At 70.9% G+C, this 21,061-nt stretch carries 21 protein-coding genes and 1 riboswitch; of the genes, 14 read left to right on the plus strand and 7 right to left on the minus strand.

The features are described from left to right. Positions 1-10: 10 nt before the first annotated feature. Together WFH44_RS06230 and WFH44_RS06235 are read right to left on the minus strand one after the other, a co-directional pair. Positions 11-1,735, minus strand: coding sequence for a DEAD/DEAH box helicase (locus WFH44_RS06230; RefSeq protein WP_336712542.1), 1,725 nt, complete (start codon positions 1,733-1,735; stop codon positions 11-13). Positions 1,736-2,094: 359 nt separating this feature from the next. Further along, positions 2,095-3,666: an RNB domain-containing ribonuclease gene (locus WFH44_RS06235; RefSeq protein WP_336712544.1), complete on the minus strand. Its 1,572-nt coding sequence runs from the start codon at positions 3,664-3,666 to the stop codon at positions 2,095-2,097. A gap of 52 nt (positions 3,667-3,718) precedes the next feature. On the opposite strand from WFH44_RS06235, the gene WFH44_RS06240 reads away from it, so the two are divergent. Then, on the plus strand, positions 3,719-4,417 hold the full coding sequence (locus WFH44_RS06240; protein ID WP_336712546.1) for a ferritin-like fold-containing protein: 699 nt from the start codon (positions 3,719-3,721) through the stop codon (positions 4,415-4,417). Here the strand turns inward: WFH44_RS06240 and thiE are convergent, their stop codons facing one another. Then, on the minus strand, positions 4,418-5,071 hold the full coding sequence (gene thiE / locus WFH44_RS06245; protein WP_336712548.1) for a thiamine phosphate synthase: 654 nt from the start codon (positions 5,069-5,071) through the stop codon (positions 4,418-4,420). Between the two features lie 84 nt (positions 5,072-5,155). After that, positions 5,156-5,289: riboswitch (TPP riboswitch) on the plus strand. Here thiE and thiO point away from each other — a divergent pair. The 4 genes from thiO to WFH44_RS06265 all read left to right on the plus strand — a co-directional run bounded on the left by thiO (position 5,287) and on the right by WFH44_RS06265 (position 8,150). Beyond that, complete coding sequence (gene thiO / locus WFH44_RS06250) at positions 5,287-6,444, plus strand: glycine oxidase ThiO (RefSeq protein WP_336712549.1); 1,158 nt, start codon at positions 5,287-5,289, stop codon at positions 6,442-6,444. (Overlaps the previous riboswitch by 3 nt.) Beyond that, entirely contained in the window at positions 6,441-6,677 is a 237-nt protein-coding gene (thiS, locus tag WFH44_RS06255; RefSeq protein ID WP_336712551.1) for a sulfur carrier protein ThiS, read from the plus strand. The genes thiO and thiS overlap by 4 nt, the downstream gene beginning before the upstream one ends. Before the next feature lie 2 nt (positions 6,678-6,679). Beyond that, positions 6,680-7,447 carry a thiazole synthase gene (locus WFH44_RS06260; protein ID WP_336712553.1) on the plus strand — a complete coding sequence of 256 codons (768 nt, stop codon included), beginning with the start codon at positions 6,680-6,682 and terminating at the stop codon, positions 7,445-7,447. A 28-nt stretch (positions 7,448-7,475) separates the two neighbouring features. Continuing rightward, the gene (locus tag WFH44_RS06265) at positions 7,476-8,150 is read left to right on the plus strand and encodes a 4a-hydroxytetrahydrobiopterin dehydratase (protein WP_336712554.1); all 675 of its coding nucleotides are present in this window, start codon (positions 7,476-7,478) and stop codon (positions 8,148-8,150) included. Positions 8,151-8,231: 81 nt separating this feature from the next. Here the strand turns inward: WFH44_RS06265 and WFH44_RS06270 are convergent, their stop codons facing one another. Genes WFH44_RS06270 through WFH44_RS06280 form a run of 3 tightly spaced genes read right to left on the minus strand, consistent with a single transcriptional unit; the run spans position 8,232 to position 9,452 of the window. Further along, positions 8,232-8,534, minus strand: coding sequence for a hypothetical protein (locus WFH44_RS06270; RefSeq protein ID WP_336712556.1), 303 nt, complete (start codon positions 8,532-8,534; stop codon positions 8,232-8,234). A gap of 18 nt (positions 8,535-8,552) precedes the next feature. Beyond that, a complete protein-coding gene (locus WFH44_RS06275) occupies positions 8,553-8,777 on the minus strand; it encodes a DUF3107 domain-containing protein (protein ID WP_264795107.1) in 225 nt (74 codons plus the stop codon). 54 nt (positions 8,778-8,831) lie between these two features. Beyond that, on the minus strand, positions 8,832-9,452 hold the full coding sequence (locus WFH44_RS06280) for a TetR/AcrR family transcriptional regulator (RefSeq protein WP_336712557.1): 621 nt from the start codon (positions 9,450-9,452) through the stop codon (positions 8,832-8,834). A 140-nt stretch (positions 9,453-9,592) separates the two neighbouring features. Between WFH44_RS06280 and moeB the strand changes: the two genes are divergently transcribed. Then, positions 9,593-10,777, plus strand: a complete 1,185-nt coding sequence (gene moeB, locus WFH44_RS06285; RefSeq protein WP_336712559.1) for a molybdopterin-synthase adenylyltransferase MoeB — start codon at positions 9,593-9,595, stop codon at positions 10,775-10,777. A 77-nt stretch (positions 10,778-10,854) separates the two neighbouring features. Here the strand turns inward: moeB and WFH44_RS06290 are convergent, their stop codons facing one another. After that, positions 10,855-12,183 (minus strand): glutamyl-tRNA reductase, encoded by a 1,329-nt coding sequence (locus WFH44_RS06290; RefSeq protein ID WP_336712561.1) that lies wholly within the window; start codon positions 12,181-12,183, stop codon positions 10,855-10,857. Positions 12,184-12,366: 183 nt separating this feature from the next. Here WFH44_RS06290 and hemE point away from each other — a divergent pair, with 183 nt between their 5' ends. The 8 genes from hemE (at position 12,367) to hemL (ending at position 21,050) form a co-directional block, all read left to right on the plus strand. After that, positions 12,367-13,428, plus strand: coding sequence for a uroporphyrinogen decarboxylase (gene hemE / locus WFH44_RS06295; RefSeq protein ID WP_336712563.1), 1,062 nt, complete (start codon positions 12,367-12,369; stop codon positions 13,426-13,428). Between the two features lie 2 nt (positions 13,429-13,430). After that, on the plus strand, positions 13,431-14,882 hold the full coding sequence (hemG, locus tag WFH44_RS06300; RefSeq protein ID WP_336712564.1) for a protoporphyrinogen oxidase: 1,452 nt from the start codon (positions 13,431-13,433) through the stop codon (positions 14,880-14,882). A gap of 69 nt (positions 14,883-14,951) precedes the next feature. Further along, the gene (gene hemQ / locus WFH44_RS06305; RefSeq protein ID WP_336712566.1) at positions 14,952-15,659 is read left to right on the plus strand and encodes a hydrogen peroxide-dependent heme synthase; all 708 of its coding nucleotides are present in this window, start codon (positions 14,952-14,954) and stop codon (positions 15,657-15,659) included. 53 nt (positions 15,660-15,712) lie between these two features. Then, a complete protein-coding gene (locus tag WFH44_RS06310) occupies positions 15,713-16,846 on the plus strand; it encodes a ferrochelatase (protein ID WP_336712929.1) in 1,134 nt (377 codons plus the stop codon). A 2-nt stretch (positions 16,847-16,848) separates the two neighbouring features. Further along, positions 16,849-17,814, plus strand: a complete 966-nt coding sequence (gene hemC / locus WFH44_RS06315; RefSeq protein ID WP_336712930.1) for a hydroxymethylbilane synthase — start codon at positions 16,849-16,851, stop codon at positions 17,812-17,814. Between the two features lie 2 nt (positions 17,815-17,816). Beyond that, entirely contained in the window at positions 17,817-18,728 is a 912-nt protein-coding gene (locus WFH44_RS06320; protein ID WP_336712568.1) for a uroporphyrinogen-III synthase, read from the plus strand. A 9-nt stretch (positions 18,729-18,737) separates the two neighbouring features. Continuing rightward, positions 18,738-19,721, plus strand: a complete 984-nt coding sequence (gene hemB, locus WFH44_RS06325) for a porphobilinogen synthase (RefSeq protein ID WP_336712569.1) — start codon at positions 18,738-18,740, stop codon at positions 19,719-19,721. Between the two features lie 3 nt (positions 19,722-19,724). Further along, entirely contained in the window at positions 19,725-21,050 is a 1,326-nt protein-coding gene (hemL, locus tag WFH44_RS06330) for a glutamate-1-semialdehyde 2,1-aminomutase (RefSeq protein ID WP_336712571.1), read from the plus strand. Positions 21,051-21,061 lie beyond the last annotated feature (11 nt).

Below are 21,061 nucleotides of genomic sequence, written 5' to 3' on the forward strand. Positions count from 1 at the left end.
TCCCGAACCGCTACTCGGCGGCGGGCTGGCTGCCGGACTGCACTACTTCGCCGTTGCGGCGGCGGGTGCGGGTCCGGCGGCGGCGCGGGCTGCCGTCCTCGCCCGCGGGCTTGCCGGCCTCCGAGCCACGGGATTCCCTGGCCGCCGCGGCGGGCTGCTCGCCGGAAGCGGAAGAGGAACGACGACGGCGGCTGCGGCCCGAGCCCGAGCCTGCACCTTCCGTGCGGGTCTCTTCGCTGCGTCCGCCCTGGGCGCGCCGGCTTCCGCCGCGCTCACCGCCGCGTTCACCCCCGCGCCGCCGGTCGCCTTCGCGGCCGCCGCCGCGGGGGTGCTTCTTGCCGGTCTCGCCGAGGTCTTCGAGCGTCTCGGCGTTGATGCCGGCCAGCTTGCGCTGGTTGCGCGGCAGGCGGCCCTTGGTGCCCTCGGGAATGTCCAGGTCCGTGTAGAGGTGCGGGGAGGAGGAGTAGGTCTCTACCGGCTCCGGGACGTCCAGGCCGAGGGCCTTGTTGATCAGGCCCCAGCGGGGCACATCGTCCCAGTCGACAAACGTGATGGCGGTGCCCTTGTTCCCGGCACGGCCGGTGCGGCCCACGCGGTGCAGGTAGGTCTTCTCGTCCTCGGGGCACTGGTAGTTGATGACGTGGGTGACGTCGTCGACGTCGATGCCGCGCGCGGCGACGTCGGTGGCCACCAGGACGTCCACCTTGTCGCTGCGGAAGGCCCGCAGCGCCTGTTCGCGGGCACCCTGGCCCAGGTCCCCGTGGATGGCCGCAGCAGCGAAGCCGCGGTCGACCAGTTCCTCTGACACCTTGGCGGCGGTGCGCTTGGTCTTGGTGAAGATGATCGTGCGGCCGCGCCCGTTGGACTGCAGGATGCGGGCCACGACCTCGGTCTTGTCCAGGCTGTGGGCCCGGTAGATGACCTGGCGGATGTCCTTCTTGGTGATGCCCTCGTCGTCCGGGTCCGCCGCGCGGATATGCGTGGGCTGCGTCATGTAGCGCCGGGCCATGGCCACCACGGGGCCGGGCATCGTCGCGGAGAACAGCATGGTCTGGCGGACGGCGGGAGTGGCGCCGAGCAGGGTTTCCACGTCGGGCAGGAAGCCCAGGTCCAGCATCTCGTCGGCCTCGTCCAGGACCACGATCCGGACATTCTTCAGGCTCAGGTGGCGCTGCCGGTGCAGGTCGATCAGGCGGCCGGGGGTGCCGACGACGACCTCGACGCCCTGGCTCAGCGCTTCGATCTGCGGCTCGTAGGCGCGGCCGCCGTAGATGACGGCGATGCGGGCGTTGCGGTGCCGGGAGGCGGTTTCGAGGTCGCGGGCCACCTGTACGGCGAGCTCGCGGGTCGGCACCACGACGAGGGCCTGCGGTGCGCCCGGCACCGGCAGTTTGTCGTAGCCGTCGTCATCGCGGCCGATGACCCGCTGGAGCGCGGGGATGCCGAAGCCCAGCGTCTTGCCGGTTCCGGTCTTGGCCTGGCCGATGATGTCGTGGCCGCCCAGGGCCACCGGCAGGGTCATGGCCTGGATCGGGAAGGGGTGGGTGATTCCGGCATCGAAGAGGGAGCGGACGATGTCGGCACGGACATTGAAGTCCGCAAAGGTCTGCTGCGGCAGCTCGTGGGGCCGTTCGTCCGAAGCCAGGGTCGCCTCGACGGCGATCTCTTCGGTGCTGTTGTCCGCGTGGAGCAGTTGCCCCTCGTCCGCGGCCAGGTTTTCAGTGTTCAATGACATAACCGTTCGATAAGGCGCCTGCGCGGCCGGTGCTCGACTCCATGGCGCGCGTGCGCGCAGCCATGCAGGAACTGTCGGACGCTGCAGGCGCGTCCAGCGGAAGCCGATCGCGGGCTAACAACTGCGTGCCGGACCGAGGCCATCCATGGCCGGTCCGGCGAACAAAAATCGCGTAGGGGCGGGATCTGTTGAGTTGAAACTTACAAAGTCTTCGAACATTCAACGACCGGGCATCCAGTTCTACGCTTCCCAGTCTACCGGGCACACGCAAATCGCCGGCGAAGGCACCGGGGCGCCGGCAGGTCGTGCCGCGGTTCCGGGCGCCCGGCCACGGAGCCGAGGAGAATCCGGGCGCCGGGTCAGGAGCCGGCGACGCGCTCGAACAGCACCGAGCGCTTGACGATATCCGCCTCGATGAGCCGGACCCGGACCGAGGTGCCCGGCTCCAGTTCGCCCTCGCAGCGGGCCGTCACGGCCGGTTCGCTGAGCTGGACCGTGCCGCGCGGGACCGGGTCGCGCCGGCCGTTCCCGTTGGAACCGTTGCCGTTGCCTTTCCCGTTTCGGTTTCCGTTGCCGCTGCCGGTTCCGTTCCCGTTGCCGTTGGAGCCGTTGGAGCCGTTGGAGCCGTTGCCGTGGCGGTTGTTGTTTTGCCGCGCGCTGATGACCACGGCATCGAACTCCTCGCCGACGCGGTGGCTGAGGAGCGCCGCTTCGACGGCATCCAGGGAAGCCCGGTCCAGCCGTGACGCAAGCTGGTCGGAGGCCGCCATCAGCTCCGGCAGCTGCGGCAGGGCCTGCCGCACCCAGTCCGGGACCTGCAGCCCCGAGACCAGGGCCTCGCAGGTCAGCAGGACGAAGCGGTCCACCAAACGGCGCAGCGGTGCGGTGGTGTGGGCGTAGGGGGCCGCAATCGCGGCCTGGATGTCCTCGGCCGGGGGCTCTCCGTCGAAGGGGGTGTAGCCGGCGCCGCGGAACAGCGATCCTGCCGCGTTCATGATGGCCAGCTGCTTCGGTTCCGAGGTGTCCAGCCCGCGCAGGTATTCGCCGTAGGCAATGTTCCGCGGCCACGGATGGCCCAAAGCCATGGTCTGGCGGCGGAACCGCTCCTCGGACTCGGCGTCCGGTGCGGGCATGGTACGCAGGATGCCGACCTTGCCCGCCAGCATGATCCGCGCCGCCGCCATGCCGGTCATGAGGGACAGCTGGGCGTTCCAGTCCTCCACCGGGAGGGCGGGCCGGGCCAGGATGAAGTAATGCCGCCCGTCGTGCGCGATCTCCTCCTCCGGCAGTTCGAGGCTCGCGCCGCCGCGGGCGAGTTCCAGCGCCTGGCGTTTGATGCCGATCTCTTTCAGCAGCGCCAGGTAGTCCGGGGCGGTTCCCGAATCGATGTCCTCCTGGACCTGTGCGTAGGTTAGCTTGGCCCGGCTGCGCACCATCGCCCGGGTGAGGGAGACCTGCAGAACGTTCGCACCGCCGTCGAGCACGAACTCCCAGACGTAGGCGCTGCGGTCAACGTCGGGCAGCAGGCTGCCGGCGTTCTCTCCGATGGCATCGGGGTGCAGCGGGATCCGTCCGTCCGGCGCGTAGATGGTCTGGCCGCGAAGCCGGGTGGCCCGGTCCAGTTCTCCGCCCGGCTCGATGAACGAGGGAACGTCGGCGATGGCGTACCAGGCCCGGTAGCCGTCGCCGGCACGCTCCAGGTACATCGCCTGGTCCAGGTCCGTCGATCCGGGCGGGTCGACGGTAACGAATTCGAGCGCGGTGAAGTCGCGCCGGGGCAGGCGCTGGCCGGACACCGCACGCTCCGCCTCAGCCAGCACGGACGGCGGGAACGGGCCGGGCAGCTCCAGCTCGGTCCGCAGTTCCTTCAGGACGCGGGCAAGCAGGTGCTGCGATTCGTTGACCTTGGCATCCAGATGTGGGTACGGCACATCCCCAGCCTAATCCTCAGGCGGCGCCGCAGGTCAGGCTACGCTGGAACCTATGAGCACCGAAGAGCAGCCGGCCGGCGCGCCCGCGGCCGGCACGGATGAGGCCCACCGCCAGTACGTCATCGATCTGTACGGCGTCATGGCCTACGGGGAGCTCTCGGCCTTCGAGCGTTTTTCCTCCGATGCCCGCTTCTCGCCGACGCTGCGGGACCGGGCCGAGATCGGCCGGGTGGCCGTGATCGAATTCGAGCATTTCGAGATGGTGAGCGCCGAGCTGGCGCGCATGGGCGTCGACGTGCAGACGGCGATGCTGCCGTTCCAGGCCTCGATCGATGCGTTCCATGAGCGGACCCGGCCGGGGGACTGGTACGAGTCGCTGATGAAGGCCTACGTGGCCGATGCGGTCTCCGGCGACTTCTATCGCGCGATTGCCAGCCGGCTTGACCCGCAGACCCGCGAGGTCGTCGCCGGCATCAAGGAGAACAAGGAGCAGCTGGAGCTGCTGACCACCCGGCTCGCGCAGGCCCTCCAGGGCAATGAACGGCTGGCCTCGCGGCTGGCCCTGTGGGGGCGGCGCCTGGTCGGCGAGGCGCTGACCCAGGCCCAGCGGATCGGGATCGAGCGGTCCTTCCTGGGCGGCCTGCTGGGATTCGATGAACCCGGGGCGCAGGAGACCGTCATTACCGAGCTGTTCGCGGAACTGACGCGGAACCATTCCCGCCGCATGAACGCGCTGGGCCTGACCGCCTGATCACAGCGGGGGCAGCGCCGCCTTCAGCTTGGCTGCCGCGGCCGCGGGATCCTCCGCCGCCGTGATGGCGCGTACGACGACGACCCTCCGGGCGCCCGCGCCGGTCACCTCCGCGATGTTGTCCAGCCCGATCCCGCCGATGGCGAACCAGGGTTTGGCGGAGCCCGCCGCCGCAGACTGCGCCGCGGCTTCCGCCACCAGTTCCAGGCCGACCGCGGCCCGGCCCGGTTTCGTGGGGGTCGCCCACACCGGACCCGTGCAGAAGTAGTCAACCTCGGCGTCCTGCAGTGCGGCGCCAACCTGCGCCGGCGTGTGCGTGGAGCGGCCGATGACGGCCCCGCCGGCCGCGCCATTCGACAGGACGCTCCGTGCCGCGGACGGCGGCAGGTCCCGCTGCCCGGCATGGAAGACCGGTGCCCCGGCGACGGCGGCGAGGTCGGCGCGGTCGTTGACCGACCACAGCCCCGTGTGCCGCGCAGCGACCTCGGCGAGGGCGTGCAGCAGATCGAGCTCTTCGGCCGCGTCGAGCGACTTGTCCCGCAGCTGGATGATGTCGACGCCGCCTGCGTAGGCGGCGTCAAGGAACTGTTCAAAATCGCCCTGCGCCTTACGGGCATCCGTGCACAGGTACAGCCGGGCTGAGCTCAAATCCATAGCTGCAACCATAACCTTGCGGCGGCGGTGCCCTATCCGCCGGGCGTCACATCCGCGGCGCCCGGCCCGCGATGAGTACACTGGTGGCGACACTGCGGGAGCCTGGTACCGCGGCGCCGGCCTCGTGAGCCGGAGCCGACAGGCTGAGAGGGTGCGTGGCACCGACCGTTGAACCTGATCCGGTTCGTACCGGCGTAGGGAAGGAATGACGGACTTTGGCTGGTCAAAAACATCTTGCCGTGGTCGGCGCCGGCATCGTCGGACTGGGCATCGCCTGGGAGGCAGCGCGCCGCGGGCACCGCGTGACCGTGATCGACCCGGCTCCCGCGTCCGGAGCGACATTCGCTGCCGCCGGCATGCTGGCCCCGGTCAGCGAGCTGTACTACCAGGAGGAGCAGCTGCTCGCGCTGACCCTGGCGTCCGCCCGCCGGTACCCGGACTTCCTGCAGGGGCTGGGCACTACGGGACACCAGGCAGCGGGAACGCTGGTGGCGGCCTTCGATGCGGCCGACCGGCTGGCCCTTGAGGACCTGCGCCAGGCCCAGCTGGCCCAGGGACTGCGGGTGGAACAGCTGACCAGCCGCGAGGCTCGCCGGCTGGAGCCGGCGCTGTCTCCGGCCCTGTCCGGAGCCTTCCTCGCCCCCGACGACCACCAGATCGATCCGCGTGTCCTGTCCGCGGCGCTGCTGGACGCGCTCGCCGAGGCCGGGGCCGGCATGGTGCGCCGGCGAGCCGCCGCGCTGGCGAGGTCGGGCAGCGGGGAAGTGACCGGCGTCGTCCTCGATGACGGGACGCGGGTTGCGGCGGACGAGACCGTGGTGGCCAACGGGCTGGGCGCCGCGGCGCTGGACGGTCTGCCCGCATCCCTGCGGCTGCCGCTGCGGCCGGTCTACGGCGACATCCTGCGCCTGCGGGTCCCGCAGGCCCTGCGGCCGCTGGTGCGCCTGACGGTGCGCGGGCTCGTGCGCGGCCTGCCGGTCTACGTGGTGCCGCGCGAGGACGGAACCGTGGTCATTGGCGCCACGTCGCGCGAGGACGGCTCGGATGCACCCTCGGCAGGCGGCGTGTACCAGCTGCTGCGCGACGCCCAGGCGCTGGTGCCGGCGGTTGCCGAGCTTCAGCTCGAAGAGACCACCTGCCGGGCGCGGCCGGGCACCCCGGACAATGCGCCGCTGCTCGGGCGCGTGGCGGAGTCGGGAGGGGAAGTGCCGGGCTTGCTGGTCGCCACCGGCTTCTTCCGGCACGGGGTCCTGCTCGCCCCGGCGGCGGCCAAGGTCTGCGCCGACCTGGCGGAAGGCCTGCCGGTGCCCCGGGAACTGCTGGCGTTCCGGCCGGACCGCTTCAGCACAAGCATGGAAGGGAGCCAACGATGAATATCACCCTGAACGGGGACCGGCAGCCGGTCGCCGAGGGAATGACCCTGCTGGATCTGGTCGCCGCCACGACGGGCCGGCGCCTGACGGCGGAAGGTAAACCGGACGACGGCGGACGGCTGGGCGTCGCGGTGGCGCTGAACGCCGAAGTGGCGCCGCGCGGAAGCTGGGCGGGCACGCTGCTGTCCGAGGGCGACGGCGTGGAACTGATCACCGCAGTGCAGGGAGGCTAGGAATGGACGAGCTGGTCATTGACGGAACCCGGCTGGGATCGCGGCTGATCATGGGCACCGGGGGAGCGCCCAGCCTGGACGGACTGGGCGCGGCCCTGCAGGCGTCCGGGACAGAGCTGACCACGGTGGCGATGCGGCGCTACAGCCCGGGCACCGGTGCCTCGCTGTTCGCCCTGCTGGAACGGCAGGGCATCCGCATCCTGCCGAACACCGCCGGCTGCTTCACCGCCAGGGAGGCCGTGCTGACGGCCGAGCTGGCACGCGAGGCGCTGGAGACGGACTGGGTGAAGCTGGAGGTCATCGCCGACGAGGAAACCCTGCTGCCCGACGCGGCGGAGCTGCTGGAGGCGACGGAACAGCTGGCCGGCCGCGGGTTCAAGGTTTTCGCCTACACCAACGACGACCCGGTCCTGGCCCGGCGGCTTGAGCTCCTCGGCGCGGTGGCCGTGATGCCGCTCGGCGCCCCGATCGGCACCGGGCTGGGCATCCTCAACCCGCACAACATCGAGCTGATCGTCTCCCGGGCCGGCGTGCCGGTGGTGCTCGACGCCGGGATCGGCACCGCCTCGGACGCCGCGCTCGCGATGGAACTCGGCTGCGACGCCGTCCTGCTGGCGACCGCGGTCACCCGGGCGCAGGACCCGGTGCGGATGGCGGAGGCCTTCAAACATGCCGTGATCGCCGGTAGGCTGGCCGCAACGGCCGGGCGGATCCCCAAGCGCCGGCATGCGCTGGCTTCTTCGGCCTTCGCCGGCCGTCCTGACCTGTAGCCTGGAGAGCCTCGCGGCCGGAGGAACAATGAGCGCGCACGACATTCTGGACCGGACACAGATCGACCAGCAGCTGCGGACGCTGCCGCATTGGCGCTACCGGCAGGGAGGGCTGGTCACGGTGTACAAGCTGGACAACGGCCGGGCGGCGCTTGACTTCATCGCGGCGGCGGGAGACTTGGCGGAGGAATCGAACCACCACCCGGATCTGGACTGGCGCTACAACCGCGTGTTCCTGCGGCTGTCCTCCCACGACGCCGGCGGAGAGGTCACCACCCGGGATATCTCCGCGGCGGCCTCGCTCAGCGAACTTGCCGAGCGGCTCGGCGCGGACGCGCGTCCGCAGGAGTACCGGAGTTTCGCGCTCGCGGCGGACACCGCGGACCCGGCACAGATCTCCGGCCTCTGGAAGACGGCGCTGGGCTACAAGGAAGGCTGGCAGGGGGAGCTGGTGGACCCGTTCGGGCGCGGCCCCAACGTGTGGTTCCAGCAGACGGGCACTCCCGCCGAGTCCCGGCTGCACCTGGACGTGTACTACCCGCTCAGCGACATCGCGCCGGTGGTGGCGGCGGCGGCCGACGCGGGCGGGGTCCTGGATGACGCGCACGCCCCGTCCTGGACGATCGCCACCGACGCGGACGGCAACCGCATCTGCCTGTGCACCGAGCATCCGGACAGCGAGGACGGCCAGGAGGGTGCCTGACGGGGCGGACCGTAAGCTGGATCCGGCGACGTCGGACCTGGCGCCGCCCGTGAGGGCAGGCCGGTCGCGCTTAGCCTGCAGCTAGGCGCGCAGCGCCGCTTCCAGCCGCAACAGGTCCGCCGCGCTGCGCCGGCGTCCCAGGAACCAGGCCGTCAGCCATGCCGCAGGCAGGGAGAGGGCGAGGGGCAGCAGCCAGCTGAGGAAGTAGACGCCGGGCTCGGAACCGAGGCCGAAGGCCATCAGCACCAGCCACAGCAGGACGGCCGCGACGATGCCGGCCGCGGCGGGAACCAGCGCCCCGTAGGCCCGGCGCTTCTTATCGGCCGCCCAGACGACGGCGCCAGCGGCGCCGGCGCCCAGGATCAGCAGGACCAGTTCGACCACGGGGCCGTCCCGAAAGGCCTAGAGCGCGCCGAAACCGACGCGGCGGGGTTCCTCGGCGCCGATTTCGACATAGCCCAGCACATTGGCGGGCACGATGACCAGGTTGCCCTTGGCATCCTTCAGGCGCAGTTCCGCGCCGCCGTTCATCGCGCGGGAAACCAGCTCGGCGACCGCATCCGCCGTATCCGGAGAGTCGATGACAAGTTCCCGGCCGACGTTCTGGATTCCGATCTTGATTTCCACGCTTTGCCTCCTGCTTACGCTGTGCTGAAAGTTCCGTACGAGTCGAAATCTATCCTAGGTTTCCTTCGGGAAGCGTGAAATTCCGCGCCAAGCTAAACGGTAAATGAGGTCCACGGCGTCCTCGCGCTCCAGTTCCCCGCTGGTCTGCAGCCAGTAGCGGGCGCTGATCTGTGCCATCCCGGCCAGGGAGCGGCCGAGCAGCGTGGACTCCGCGTCGGACAGCTTGGTCTCCTCGGCAATCACGGCGGCGATGGCCGAGGCCAGGCGGGCGTTGAAATCCTCCAGGCGGCCGCTGACGTCCGGGTCGTTGTTGAGGTCGGATTCGAAGACCAGCCGGTGCGCCTGGCTCTCCTGCGCGATGAACCGGAAGTAGGCGTCCATCGTGGCATGCACCCGGAGCTTGTTGTCCGACGTGGAGTTCAGCGCGGCCATGAGCATCGCGTTCAGGGAGGCGAGGTGGTGGTCCAGCAGGGCGAGGTAGAGCTCCCGTTTGCCGGGGAAATGCTGGTACAGCACAGGTTTGCTGACCTTGGCCGTTTCCGCGATCTCGTCCATTGCGGCGCCGTGGTAGCCGTTGGCGACGAACACCTCGTGGGCCGCCTGCAGCAGTTGGCGGCGCCGTTCCTCGCGCGGCAGCCGGGCGGGCCGGGCAGCCGGTCGGGATTCAGTGCTCACAGTCGTCGGACCTATCCGGCGCGCGTTTGGCCGCGTCGCCATTTTGCAGGTAAATCAGCTCTCAAAGGGCAAGTTTACCCGGCGGGTGCGGGCGGGTTCATTTTTGTCCGCTTTATGCCCGCTGCGCGTAGATTGGCAGTATGAGCACGCAGGAATCCGTCGCGCTGCCGCCGCTCGTGCAGCCCGCCGCAGCCTTGACCCCGGAAGAGATGCAGCGCTACTCGCGCCACCTGATCATCCCGGAAGTGGGGCTGCAGGGCCAGCTGCGGCTGAAGAACGCGAAGGTGCTGGTCATCGGGGCAGGAGGCCTCGGCTCGCCGGCCATGCTCTACCTGGCCGCCGCGGGCGTTGGCACCATCGGCATCGTCGATGACGACGTGGTCGAGGCGAGCAACCTCCAGCGGCAGGTGATCCATAGCGTGCGGGACCTCGGGCGGAGCAAAGCCCAATCCGCGCGGGACAGCATCCTGGACCTGAACCCGGGCACCGCCGTCGTACTTCACGAAACCAGGCTGGACGCCGGCAACGCGCTGGATATCTTTGCCGGCTATGACGTGATCCTCGACGGCACGGACAACTTCGCCACGCGGTACCTGGTCAACGACGCCGCGGCGATCCTGGGCAAGCCCTATGTCTGGGGTTCGATCCTGCGCTTCGACGGCCAGGTCAGCGTCTTCTGGGACCGGTACGGGCCGAACTACCGCGACCTCTACCCGGAGGCGCCGCCGGCCGGGTCCGTCCCTTCCTGCGCCGAGGGCGGAGTGCTCGGCGTGCTGTGCGCCCAGATTGGCTCGGTCATGGTGAACGAGGCAATCAAACTCATCACCGGGATCGGCACCACCCTGCTGGGCCGCGTTCTCGTATTCAACGCCCTCCAGATGAGCTGGCGCGAGCTGAAGGTCCGCAAGGACCCGCACGGCGAGCCGATCACGGAGTTGGCGGACTACGAAGCCTTCTGCGGAGTGGGCGCGGCCCCGGTCGTGGACGCCGGGCACACCGTCAGCGCGACCGAGCTGGCCGGGATGCTGCGGGCAAGGGACGACGGCGGTGCGTCCTTCGAGCTGATCGACGTGCGGGAGCCGGGGGAGTACGAAATCGTGCGCATCCCCGGCGCGAGGCTGGTGCCCAAGGGCCGGATCCTCTCCGGCGAGGCGGCGGGGGAGCTGCCGCGGGACAAGGAGCTGGTCCTGCACTGCAAGAGCGGAGCGAGGTCGGCCGAGGTGCTGCGGGATTTGCTGGACCACGGCTATACCAAGGTGCGCCATCTCGACGGCGGGGTCCTCGCCTGGGTGCGCGACGTGGAACCGGAGAAGGCGGTTTACTGAGGCGGACCTCTGCCGGAGGCCCGGTTAGGAACAGCCGCGGTTGGGCACGGCCGCGGTCGGGGCCAGGCACAGGCGCGTCAGGCGGACGCGGCCTCGCCCGGCTCCGACTGGCGCGGCACGGGGCAGTTGTCCTCGGCGGCGGTCGGCGCGGCCTCTCCCAGGCTGATGCCGTAGAGGGCCTCCAGGGCGGCGATGTATTCGTGCTGGCGGCCGTCCGCGGCGAGTTCGCGGGCCCGGACCGTGGGCAGGTGCAGCAGCTGCTTGACCATGCGCCGCATCGCGAACTCGACTTCCTGGGCCGGACCGGTGCAGCCGTGCTGCGAGCGGACCTTCTCCAGCTCCGTCTCCAGCACGGCCATGGTGTGGCGGCGCAGGGCGACGATGGCGGTGTCGATGGTGCGGGCCTGCTGCTCCTCCTCGAAGGCGCGGGCGGCGTGGGTGACGATCTCGGCGGCCTGATGGACCGACTCGGCCTGCTCTTCGGGAGCGGCGAGCCGGACGGACTCGAGCGTGATCAGGTCCACGCCGTCCAGATCGCCGACGGCGGGCTCGAAATCGTGGGTCAGGGCAAGGTCGATGATGATCAGCGGCTTGTCCGTCCCGCGGCGGACTTCTTCCACGCGCTCCGCGCTGACCTGCAGGTCGCTGCCGCTGCAGCCGATGACCACGTCCGCCGCCGCCAGCGCGGCCGGGAGCGTCTCCTCCGTCAGCGGAGTGCCGCCACGGGTTGCCGTGAAGGTCCGGGCGCGTCCCGAGGACGAGTAGACGGCGACGTTCGCGCAGGAGCGCTCGCGCAGCAGCGCCATGGTGGCGCCGGCGTAGGCGCCGGTACCGAAGACGACGACGTTCTTGCCGGACCAGTCGCGGTCTTCCGCAAGGTCGGTGGCCAGTTCCAGCGCGACCGAGACGATGGACAGGCCGCGCCCGCCGAGTGCGGTCTGGGCGCCGACGTCCTTGGCCGTGCGGGACGCGGTCTGGAAGAGCCTGACGAGCGAACCGCTGGCGGTGCCGGCCTGCTGGGCGACGTTGAGGGCGCGGCGTACCTGGCCGGCGATCTCACGTTCGCCGATGACTGCGGAGTCCAGGCCGGCGCCAACGGAAAAGAGGTGACGCGCCACGTCGGGCCCGGTGTTGGTGGTGAAGGAGCGCGAGACGAGCCGTTCGTCCAGCCCGGACTGGCGGGCGATCTCGGCGACCACGGCCGAACGGGCGGCCTCGACGTCCGAGTCGGCACCGGTTTCGCAGTAGAACTCGACGCGGTTGCACGTGGCCAGGACGACGGCACCGGAAACAGGCCTTCCGTCCGCGAGCACGTTGGCAGCGACCTCGGAGGAGCCGGCGCTCAGGCGGGCAACAGTTTCGAGGTCCAGATCGGAATGCGTCGCAACGAGAGATAGTAAGACCACAGCGTTTCCCATCTTAGCCGCCGGCGGCCCGGCGAATCTTGTAAGGATGCCCTGTTAACCCCGCGTTCGGGTCGGATTCATCCGTGATTTTAGCCACTGAAGGCCGTGACGCGCTCGTCCGCGCCTGTCCGCCGGCTCCGCCCCGTTGGCTTTGGCGCCTGACCACAGGGCAGAATCGGGGGTATGACCTTGAATGCTTCCCACCCCCTGATGGACGGCCGCACTGCGGACTCAGCCCTGATCACTGCCTACCGCGGAGGGAAGCCGGAACGCCGGCCGGTCTGGTTCATGCGCCAGGCGGGGCGTTCATTGCCCGAGTACCGGGAGGTCCGCCGCGGCATCGGCATGCTCGACTCGTGCCTCAAGCCGGAGCTCGCGGCGGAAATCACGCTGCAGCCGGTCCGGCGGCACGACGTGGACGCCGGCATTTTCTTCTCGGACATCGTTATTCCGCTCAAGTTGGCCGGGGTCGACGTCGACATCGTTCCCGGAGTCGGGCCGGTGCTCGGCGCTCCCGTGCGCACCGCGGCCGACGTCGCCAACCTGCCGGTCCTGGACGATGCGGCCCTCGAGCCGATCCGGGAAGCGGTCCGGCTGACCGTGGCGGAGCTCGGCAGCAAGCCCTTGATCGGTTTCGCCGGCGCGCCCTTCACCCTCGCGGCCTACATGGTCGAAGGCAAGCCCTCCCGGGACCACCTGGGTCCGCGGACCATGATGCACGCGGAGCCGGAAACCTGGCGGGCGCTGACGGAGTGGGCGGCCGACGCGTCCGGGAAGTTCCTCCGGGCCCAGCTGGAAGCCGGTGCCAGCGCCGGCCAGCTCTTCGACTCCTGGGCCGGATCGCTGGGGCTCGCGGATTACCGCCGGCACGTCGCCCCGGCGTCGGCCCGCGCCCTCGACCATGTCCGCGACCTAGGCGCCCCGCTGGTCCACTTCGGCACCGGCACCTCGGAGCTGCTGGCGGCGATGCGCGACGTGGGTGTCGACGTTATCGGCGTGGACTACCGGCTGCCCCTCGATGAGGCCAACCGGCGCCTGGGCGGCACCACGCCGCTGCAGGGCAACATCGACCCGGCCCTGCTGGCTGCCCCGTGGGAGGTGCTTGAGGCCCACGTCCGCGAGGTGATCGCCGCCGGAGCCGCCGCGCCCGGCCACGTCCTCAACCTGGGCCACGGCGTCCCCCCGGAAACCGACCCGGAGGTGCTGACGCGGGTCGTCGAACTGATCCACGGGGTGGAACTCTAGCCATGCCGCACCGCGCACAGCAGTCCCGGCTGCCGGCCGCGATTGTGGTCGGCGGCGGGATCGCCGGGCTCGTCTCGGCCCGCGAACTGGCCCTGCACGGCGTCAAGGTGACGGTGCTCGAGGCCGCCGAGCGCTGCGGCGGCTGCGTCACCCGGCACGAGGTCGCCGGCTTCATGCTCGATGCCGGCGCCGAATCCTTTGCCACCCGCACCCGCACGGTCTCCGATCTGGCTACCGAGCTGGGGCTGGGGGCGGAACTGGTCCAGCCGGACCCTGCCGGTGCCTGGCTGCAGCTGCCCGACGCGGTCCAGCCGCTGCCGAAGAGCGGCATCCTGGGCATCCCCGCCGACCCGCTGGACCCGGCCATCGTCGCCGCGATCGGCCGGACCGCGGCCCTGCGCGCCGCGGCGGACAAGGTGCTGCCGCTGGGCAACCTGCTGTCCAAGGAGGGCCTGAGCCTGGGCGAACTGGTCCGCGCCCGGATGGGCGGCGCGGTCCTGGACCGGCTGGTCGCGCCGGTGGCGGCCGGCGTCTACTCGGCGGACCCGGACGTGCTGGACGTGGACTCGGTGGCCCCCGGCCTGCGCGCGTCCGTGGCCAGCCACGGTTCCCTGCAGGCGGCCGTCGGAGCCCTGCGCAGCGCGGCCCCGGCCGGTTCGGCAGTGGCCGGGATCGACGGCGGCATGGGCCGGCTGACCGAGGCGCTGCTGGCGGACCTGGCCCGGCAGGGCGTGACGGTGCGTACCGGGGCCCGGGTGTCCGCGGTCTCCCAGCACGACGGCGTGTGGCGGGTCGAGTCGGAGGCCGGCACGTTCACGGGGGCGGGCCTGGTCATGGCCGCAGACGGCGGCACCGCCGTCGACCTCCTGGCGCCGGAACTTCCCGGCCTCGGTGCCCTCCGGCCGGGACCCGGACCCGCCGTCGCCCTCGTGACACTGGTGCTGGACGAGCCGGAGCTGGACGCGAAGCCGCGCGGGACGGGCCTGCTGGTGGCGGCCGGGACCAAGGGCGTCCGCGCCAAGGCGCTCACGCACGCCACCGCCAAGTGGCCCTGGCTCGCCGCGCAAACCGGCCCGGGCACGCACGTGCTGCGCCTGTCCTACGGCCGGGCCACCGGGCACCCGGAGGCGGGCGGCGAGGACTACACGGGCTGGACCGACGAGGAGCTCTACCGCCAGGCGCTGACCGATGCCACGGCCCTGCTGGGCGTGCCCGTCATCGACGCCGACATCCTCGGCTGGAAGGTGGTCCGCTGGACCGGCGCGCTGCCCTCCGCCACGGTGGGGCACCGCGACCGCGTCGCTGCCGTGCGCGAGATCGCGGGCAGCAGTGCCCGGCTCCAGGTGGCCGGAGCCTGGCTGGCCGGGACCGGGCTGGTCGCCGTCGTCGCCGATGCCCGCGCCCGCTCGTGTCAGCTGGCCGCAGAATTGGCGACGCAGCCGCCGTCGTCCTGAAATTTCTTCTACAATGTGTAGAAGTTGCCGTTTTCGACTAACACCTACTCAGAAGGCAGACTGTTAAGCATGAGTGAAACGTCCCCGTCCGGGTCAACCAGCGCCGCCGAGACCGCGGAAAATGAAGCCCTCTTCTACACCCTCTGGACAGTCTTCAAGCGCTCCGGCGCCCAGATCGCCGACTCGGCCCTCGCCGAGTTCGATTCGACCGTCGCCGCCCTCGGCGACAAGGGAGTAACGCTGCGCGGGGCCTACGACGTCTCCGCCATGCGCGAGGACGCGGACGTGATGATCTGGCTGCACGGCGCCGAGCCGGAGCAGCTGCAGGCCGCCGTGCGCACCATCCGCCGGACCGGCCTGTTCGAAGAGACTGACATCGTCTGGTCGGCCATGGGCGTGCACCGCGACGCCGAGTTCTCCAAGGACCACAGCCCGGCGTTCTCGCGCGGCGAAGAGCCCGAGTCCTGGCTGTGCGTGTACCCGTTCGTGCGGTCGTACGAGTGGTACCTGCTCCCGGCGGCGGAACGCGGGAAGATGCTGCGCGACCACGGCCTGCTGGGCCGCGACTTCCCGCAGGTGCGCGCCAACACCGTGGCCTCGTTCGCCCTGGGCGACTGGGAATGGATCCTGGCCCTCGAGGCCCCGGAACTGATCGACCTGGTGGACCTGATGCGGCACCTGCGCTACACCGAGGCCCGCAACCACGTCCGCGAGGAGATCCCGTTCTATACCGGCCGCCGGATCACGACGGCGGAGATCGCGGAGGTGCTGCGGTGAGCACCGACGCTTCCGGTTTCGATCCGCTCGCCGGCGTCGACGCGAACGGCCGGATGGAACCGAAGCCGTACGACGCCGTCGTCCTCGCCTCCTTCGGCGGCCCCGAGGGCCAGGAGGACGTCATCCCGTTCCTGCGCAACGTCACGCGCGGGCGCGGCATCCCGGACGAGCGGCTCGAGGAAGTCTCGCACCACTACCGGGCATTCGGCGGCATCAGCCCGATCAACGCGCAGAACCGCGCGCTGAAGCAGGCCCTGGAGGCCGAGCTGCAGCGGCGCGGGATCGAGCTGCCCGTGCTCTGGGGGAACCGCAACTGGGCACCGTTCATCGCCGACACCTTCCGGGAGGCCTACGACGCCGGGCACCGCCGGGTGCTCGCCGTGAGCACCAGCGCCTACTCCTGCTACTCGAGCTGCCGGCAGTACCGCGAGGACTTCGGCATGGCCCTGCTCGAGACCGGCCTGGACGGCAAGCTCGAGGTGGACAAGGTGCGCCAGTACTTCGACCACCCCGGCTTCGTCGAGCCGTTCGTCGAGGGCGTCGCCGCCGGACTTGCCACGGTGCGGGCCGAGCTCGCGGCCAAGGGCGAGCCGGACGCGCCGATCCACATCATGTTCGCCACCCACTCCATCCCGATCGGCGACGCCGAGGCCGCGGGTCCGCGGGACGTGGAGTTCGACGGCGGCAGCGCCTACGTCGCGCAGCACCTGGCCACGGCGCAGGCGGTGCTGGACCGCGTGCCGGAGGCGGCCGGCGCCGACTGGTCGCTCGTCTACCAGTCCCGTTCCGGTGCGCCGCACATTCCGTGGCTCGAGCCGGACATCAACGACGCGCTCCAGGAGCTGCCCGCCAAGGGCGCCAAGGGGGTCGTGATCGTGCCGCTCGGTTTCGTCAGCGACCACATGGAAGTCGTCTGGGACCTGGACACCGAGGCCCTGGAGACCTGCGTCGAGCTGGGCCTCGCCGCCACGCGCGTACCGACCCCAGGCGTGCACCGGAAGTTCGTCGAGGGCCTGGTGGACCTCGTCTGCGAACGCACGGCGGAGAACAATATTGCCGACCGTCCGGCATTGACCAAGCTGGGACCGTGGATGGACGTGTGCATGCCCAACTGCTGCGCCAACCGCAGGGGCGAAAAGCCGACCGTGGCCGGCTTCGACTCCACGGTGGGAGCGGGCGCCAAATGAGCATGAATGTCCGTGTCGGCACCCGCGGAAGTGCCCTGGCCGTGACGCAGACGACGACGGTGGCCGAGGCATTGGCCTCCGCCGGGACCTTGGGATACGAGCTGGTGCGCATCCGCACCGAGGGCGACGTGCTGAAGGGCTCGCTGGCGCAGATCGGCGGTACCGGCGTATTCGTCGCCGCCCTGCGCGAGGCGCTGCTCGACGACCGCTGCGACGTAGCCGTCCACTCCCTGAAGGACCTGCCTACAGGCGCGGCCGAGGGACTCGAGGTCGCCGCCTATCCGCAGCGCGTGGACGTCCGCGACGCGCTCTGCGCCCGCGACGGCCTGGACCTGGCCGGCCTGCCCGCCGGTGCCAAGGTGGGGACCGGTTCGCCGCGGCGCGCGGCGCAGCTGCGGGCCGCCCGGCCGGACCTGGAAGTCATCGACATCCGGGGCAACGTGGACACCCGGCTCGGCCGCGTCCGCGGGATGCACGGTCCCGAAGTGGTCGAGGGCAAGAAGGGCGACCTTGACGCCGTCGTGCTTGCCGCCGCCGGACTGACGCGGCTGGGCCGCACCGAGACGATCACCGAGCTGCTGGACCCCTCCCTCATGCTGCCGGCCCCGGGCCAGGGCGCCCTGGCGGTGGAATGCCGGGCGGCGGATGCGGCCGCCCAAACCGTGCTCTCGGCGGCTCTGCGGGAGTACGACGACGAATCCACCCGGCTCGCGGTGACGGCGGAGCGTTCCCTGCTGGCCCGGCTCGAGGCCGGCTGCAGCGCGCCCATCGGTGCCCTGGCGGCCAGGCAGGACGGGAAGCTGGTGCTGGAGGCCGTGGTCTGCAGCCCGGACGGCCGGCGCCTGCTGCGCCGTCGGCTGGAAGCGCCGGCGGACGGAACCGGCGCCGCGCTGGACCTTGGCGTTCGCCTGGCCGAAGACCTGCTGGCCGAGGGCGCGGCGGAACTGACCCCGCTCGCGGGACACTGACGATGCAGCTGCGTCGGCCGCGCCGGGCCCCGGAGAGGCCGCTCGCCGGGATGACGGTGGTCCTCCCGCGCAGCGCGGACCGCGCGGCCGGCATGGTCACCGAGCTGCGGCGGCGCGGGGCAGAGGTGCGGCTGATGCCGCTGATCGACTTCGAGCAGCCCGGCTCCACGCAGGAGCTGGACGAGGCGCTGCGGATGCTCGGCCAGGGCCGGTTCGAATGGATGGTGCTCACCAGCATCACTACCGTGCGGGCCCTGAAGCAGCGGGCCGCCGCGCTCGGCACCTCCCTGCCGGAACTGGTCGGCGATACGAAAGTCGCCGCCGTCGGTACGGCCACGGCGAGCTCACTCGAGGCCGAAGGCATCGACGTGGACCTGGTCCCGGAGGGGACCATGGACGCCGTCGGCCTCGTGGAGGACTGGCCGCGGGGCACCGAGCTTCGGCCCGAGCAGTCGCTGCGCACCAAGGTGTTCCTGCCGCAGGCGGACCTCGCCGCAAACACCATTTTCGAAGGGCTGATGGGCAAGGGCTGGCAGGTGCTGCCGGTGGTCGCGTACCACACGGTGGACTATCCGGCCCGTCCCGAGCGCCGGATTACCCAGCGTCTCGCCTCGGCTGGCGCGCCCTCTGCGGGGGATGAGCTGGAGCCCATCACCGCGGAGGACTTCAATGAGGCGGTGGCGGCCGGAGAGATCCACGCCATTGTCCTCACCTCGCCGAGCCTCGCCCGGCGGCTGCACCACGTGGCGCCGCACCTGCCGGAAGAACTGCTGCTGGTGGCGATCGGCAACAGCACCGCCGCTGAATCCCGGCGGCTGGGCCTGCAGCTGGCCGCGACCGCCGCCCAGCCGACCCCGCAGGGCATCGCCGACGCACTGGCCGCCGCCCTCGAACAATCACCGAACCGACGCTGAAGGAGCCTCATGAGTTTCCCCCAACACCGTCCCCGCCGCCTGCGCACCACGCCCGCCATGCGACGGCTGACCGCCGAGGTCCGGGTCGAACCGTCGCAGCTGATCCTGCCCGCGTTCGTGCGCGAGGGAATCAGCGAGCCCGTGCCGCTCCAGTCCATGCCCGGCGTCGTGCAGCACACGCCCGAAACCCTGCGGAAGGCGGCGGCCGAGGCCGCCGAACTGGGGCTCGGCGGAATCATGCTCTTTGGTGTGCCCGAGGTGCGGGACGCCACGGGCAGCGCCGGGGTGGATCCGGACGGGGTGCTCAACCGCGCGATCGCGGACGTCAAGGCCGAGGTCGGCGATGACCTGGTGGTCATGAGCGACGTGTGCCTTGACGAGTTCACCGACCACGGCCACTGCGGCGTGCTGGCCCCGGACGGCTCCGTCGATAACGACGCCACCCTGGAGGTCTACGCCCGGATGGCCGTCGTGCAGGCCGAGGCCGGCGCCGACGTGCTGGGTCCCTCCGGCATGATGGACGGCCAGGTCGCCGTCATCCGGCAGGCCCTGGACGAGGCCGGCCTGCAGAACACCGCCGTGCTGGCCTATGCGGCGAAGTACTCGTCCGCGTTCTACGGCCCCTTCCGGGAAGCCGTCGATTCGCAGTTGAAGGGCGACCGGCGGACGTACCAGATGGATCCCGCCAACCGCCGCGAGGCGATCCTCGAGGTCGAGCTTGACCTGCAGGAGGGAGCCGACATGGTCATGGTCAAGCCGGCCATGAGCTACCTGGACATCCTGGCCGACGTGGCCGAGATGTCCCCGGTTCCGGTGGCCGCCTACCAGATCTCCGGCGAGTACGCCATGATCGAGGCCGCCGCGGCCAACGGCTGGATCGACCGCAAACCCGCCATCCTCGAGTCCGTGCTGGGCATCCGCCGCGCCGGAGCCGATATGGTGTTGACGTACTGGGCCGCCGAGATGGCCCGCTGGCTGAAGGAAAGCAAGTAAGCAATGACGCGTTCTGAAGAACTGTTCAACCGTGCCCTGAAACTGATGCCCGGCGGCGTGAATTCACCGGTGCGCGCGTTCGGTTCCGTTGGCGGGACCCCGCCGGTGATGGTCTCGGCTTCCGGTCCCTACCTCACGGACGCCGACGGCCGGGAATACGTCGACCTGGTCTGCTCCTGGGGCCCGGCCATCGTCGGCCACGCGCACCCCGCCGTCCTCGAGGCGGTCCACGCCGCCGTGGACCGCGGCCTCTCCTTCGGGGCCTCGACCCCGGCGGAAGCGGAACTGGCCGAGCTGGTCATGGGCCGCGTCGCCGCCGTCGAACGCCTCCGCATGGTCTCGACGGGCACCGAAGCCACGATGACCGCCGTGCGGCTGGCGCGCGGCTTCACCGGACGCAACCTGATCATCAAGTTCGCCGGCTGCTACCACGGCCACCTGGACGGCCTGCTGGCCTCGGCCGGATCGGGCCTCGCTACCTTGGCGCTGCCCGGCTCCGCGGGCGTCACCGAGGCCACTGCTGCGGAAACCCTTGTGCTGCCCTACAACGACCTGGCCGCCGTGGAAGAAGCCTTCGCCAAGCACGGCCAGGACATCGCGGCCGTGATCACCGAGGCGGCGCCGGCCAACATGGGCGTGGTGACCCCCGAGGACGGCTTCAACGCGGGGCTGTCCCGGATCACCTCCGAGCACGGCGCACTGCTGATCTTCGACGAAGTACTGACAGGCTTCCGCACCGGCTACGCGGGTTACTGGGGCCTGACCGGGGGAGCGGCACAGAGCGCTGCGCCGTTCACGCCGGACCTGATGACCTTCGGCAAGGTCATCGGCGGCGGGCTGCCGGTGGCCGCGCTGGGCGGTCGGGCAGAGGTCATGGACTACCTGGCCCCGGTTGGCCCGGTCTACCAGGCCGGCACCCTCTCCGGAAACCCGATCGCCATGGCGGCGGGCATCGCCACGCTCACCGCCGCGACCCCGGACGTCTACGGCCGGATCGACGCGGCTTCGCTCGAACTTTCCGCGGCCGTGTCCTCGGCGCTCGACGCCGCCGGCGTCGACCACAGCATCCAGCGGGCCGGCAACCTCTTCAGCGTCGCCTTCGGCACGTCGGAGCACGGCGTGCGCAACTACGACGACGCCCAGGGCCAGCAGGCGTACCGCTACGCGCCGTTCTTCCACTCGATGCTGAACGACGGCGTGTACTTGCCGCCGTCGGTCTTCGAGGCCTGGTTCCTTTCCGCGGCCCACGACGCCCGGGCCATGGACAAGGTCTACGCAGCACTGCCCGCGGCCGCCGAGGCCGCGGCGGCGGCAACACCGCCGAACTGACGCCGCCCAGC

Source organism: Arthrobacter sp. USHLN218 (genome assembly GCF_037144715.1).
Classification (GTDB): domain Bacteria; phylum Actinomycetota; class Actinomycetes; order Actinomycetales; family Micrococcaceae; genus Crystallibacter.

Excerpts from the sequence above, each read along its gene's own strand:
- WFH44_RS06230 (WP_336712542.1), bottom strand. The coding sequence starts at position 1,735 with ATGTCATTGAACACTGAAAACCTGGCCGCGGACGAGGGGCAACTGCTC.
- WFH44_RS06240 (WP_336712546.1), top strand. The coding sequence starts at position 3,719 with ATGAGCACCGAAGAGCAGCCGGCCGGCGCGCCCGCGGCCGGCACGGAT.
- thiE (WP_336712548.1), bottom strand. The coding sequence starts at position 5,071 with ATGGATTTGAGCTCAGCCCGGCTGTACCTGTGCACGGATGCCCGTAAG.
- thiS (WP_336712551.1), top strand. The coding sequence starts at position 6,441 with ATGAATATCACCCTGAACGGGGACCGGCAGCCGGTCGCCGAGGGAATG.
- WFH44_RS06260 (WP_336712553.1), top strand. The coding sequence starts at position 6,680 with ATGGACGAGCTGGTCATTGACGGAACCCGGCTGGGATCGCGGCTGATC.
- WFH44_RS06265 (WP_336712554.1), top strand. The coding sequence starts at position 7,476 with ATGAGCGCGCACGACATTCTGGACCGGACACAGATCGACCAGCAGCTG.
- moeB (WP_336712559.1), top strand. The coding sequence starts at position 9,593 with ATGAGCACGCAGGAATCCGTCGCGCTGCCGCCGCTCGTGCAGCCCGCC.
- hemE (WP_336712563.1), top strand. The coding sequence starts at position 12,367 with ATGACCTTGAATGCTTCCCACCCCCTGATGGACGGCCGCACTGCGGAC.
- hemG (WP_336712564.1), top strand. The coding sequence starts at position 13,431 with ATGCCGCACCGCGCACAGCAGTCCCGGCTGCCGGCCGCGATTGTGGTC.
- hemQ (WP_336712566.1), top strand. The coding sequence starts at position 14,952 with ATGAGTGAAACGTCCCCGTCCGGGTCAACCAGCGCCGCCGAGACCGCG.
- WFH44_RS06310 (WP_336712929.1), top strand. The coding sequence starts at position 15,713 with ATGGAACCGAAGCCGTACGACGCCGTCGTCCTCGCCTCCTTCGGCGGC.
- hemC (WP_336712930.1), top strand. The coding sequence starts at position 16,849 with ATGAATGTCCGTGTCGGCACCCGCGGAAGTGCCCTGGCCGTGACGCAG.
- WFH44_RS06320 (WP_336712568.1), top strand. The coding sequence starts at position 17,817 with ATGCAGCTGCGTCGGCCGCGCCGGGCCCCGGAGAGGCCGCTCGCCGGG.
- hemB (WP_336712569.1), top strand. The coding sequence starts at position 18,738 with ATGAGTTTCCCCCAACACCGTCCCCGCCGCCTGCGCACCACGCCCGCC.
- hemL (WP_336712571.1), top strand. The coding sequence starts at position 19,725 with ATGACGCGTTCTGAAGAACTGTTCAACCGTGCCCTGAAACTGATGCCC.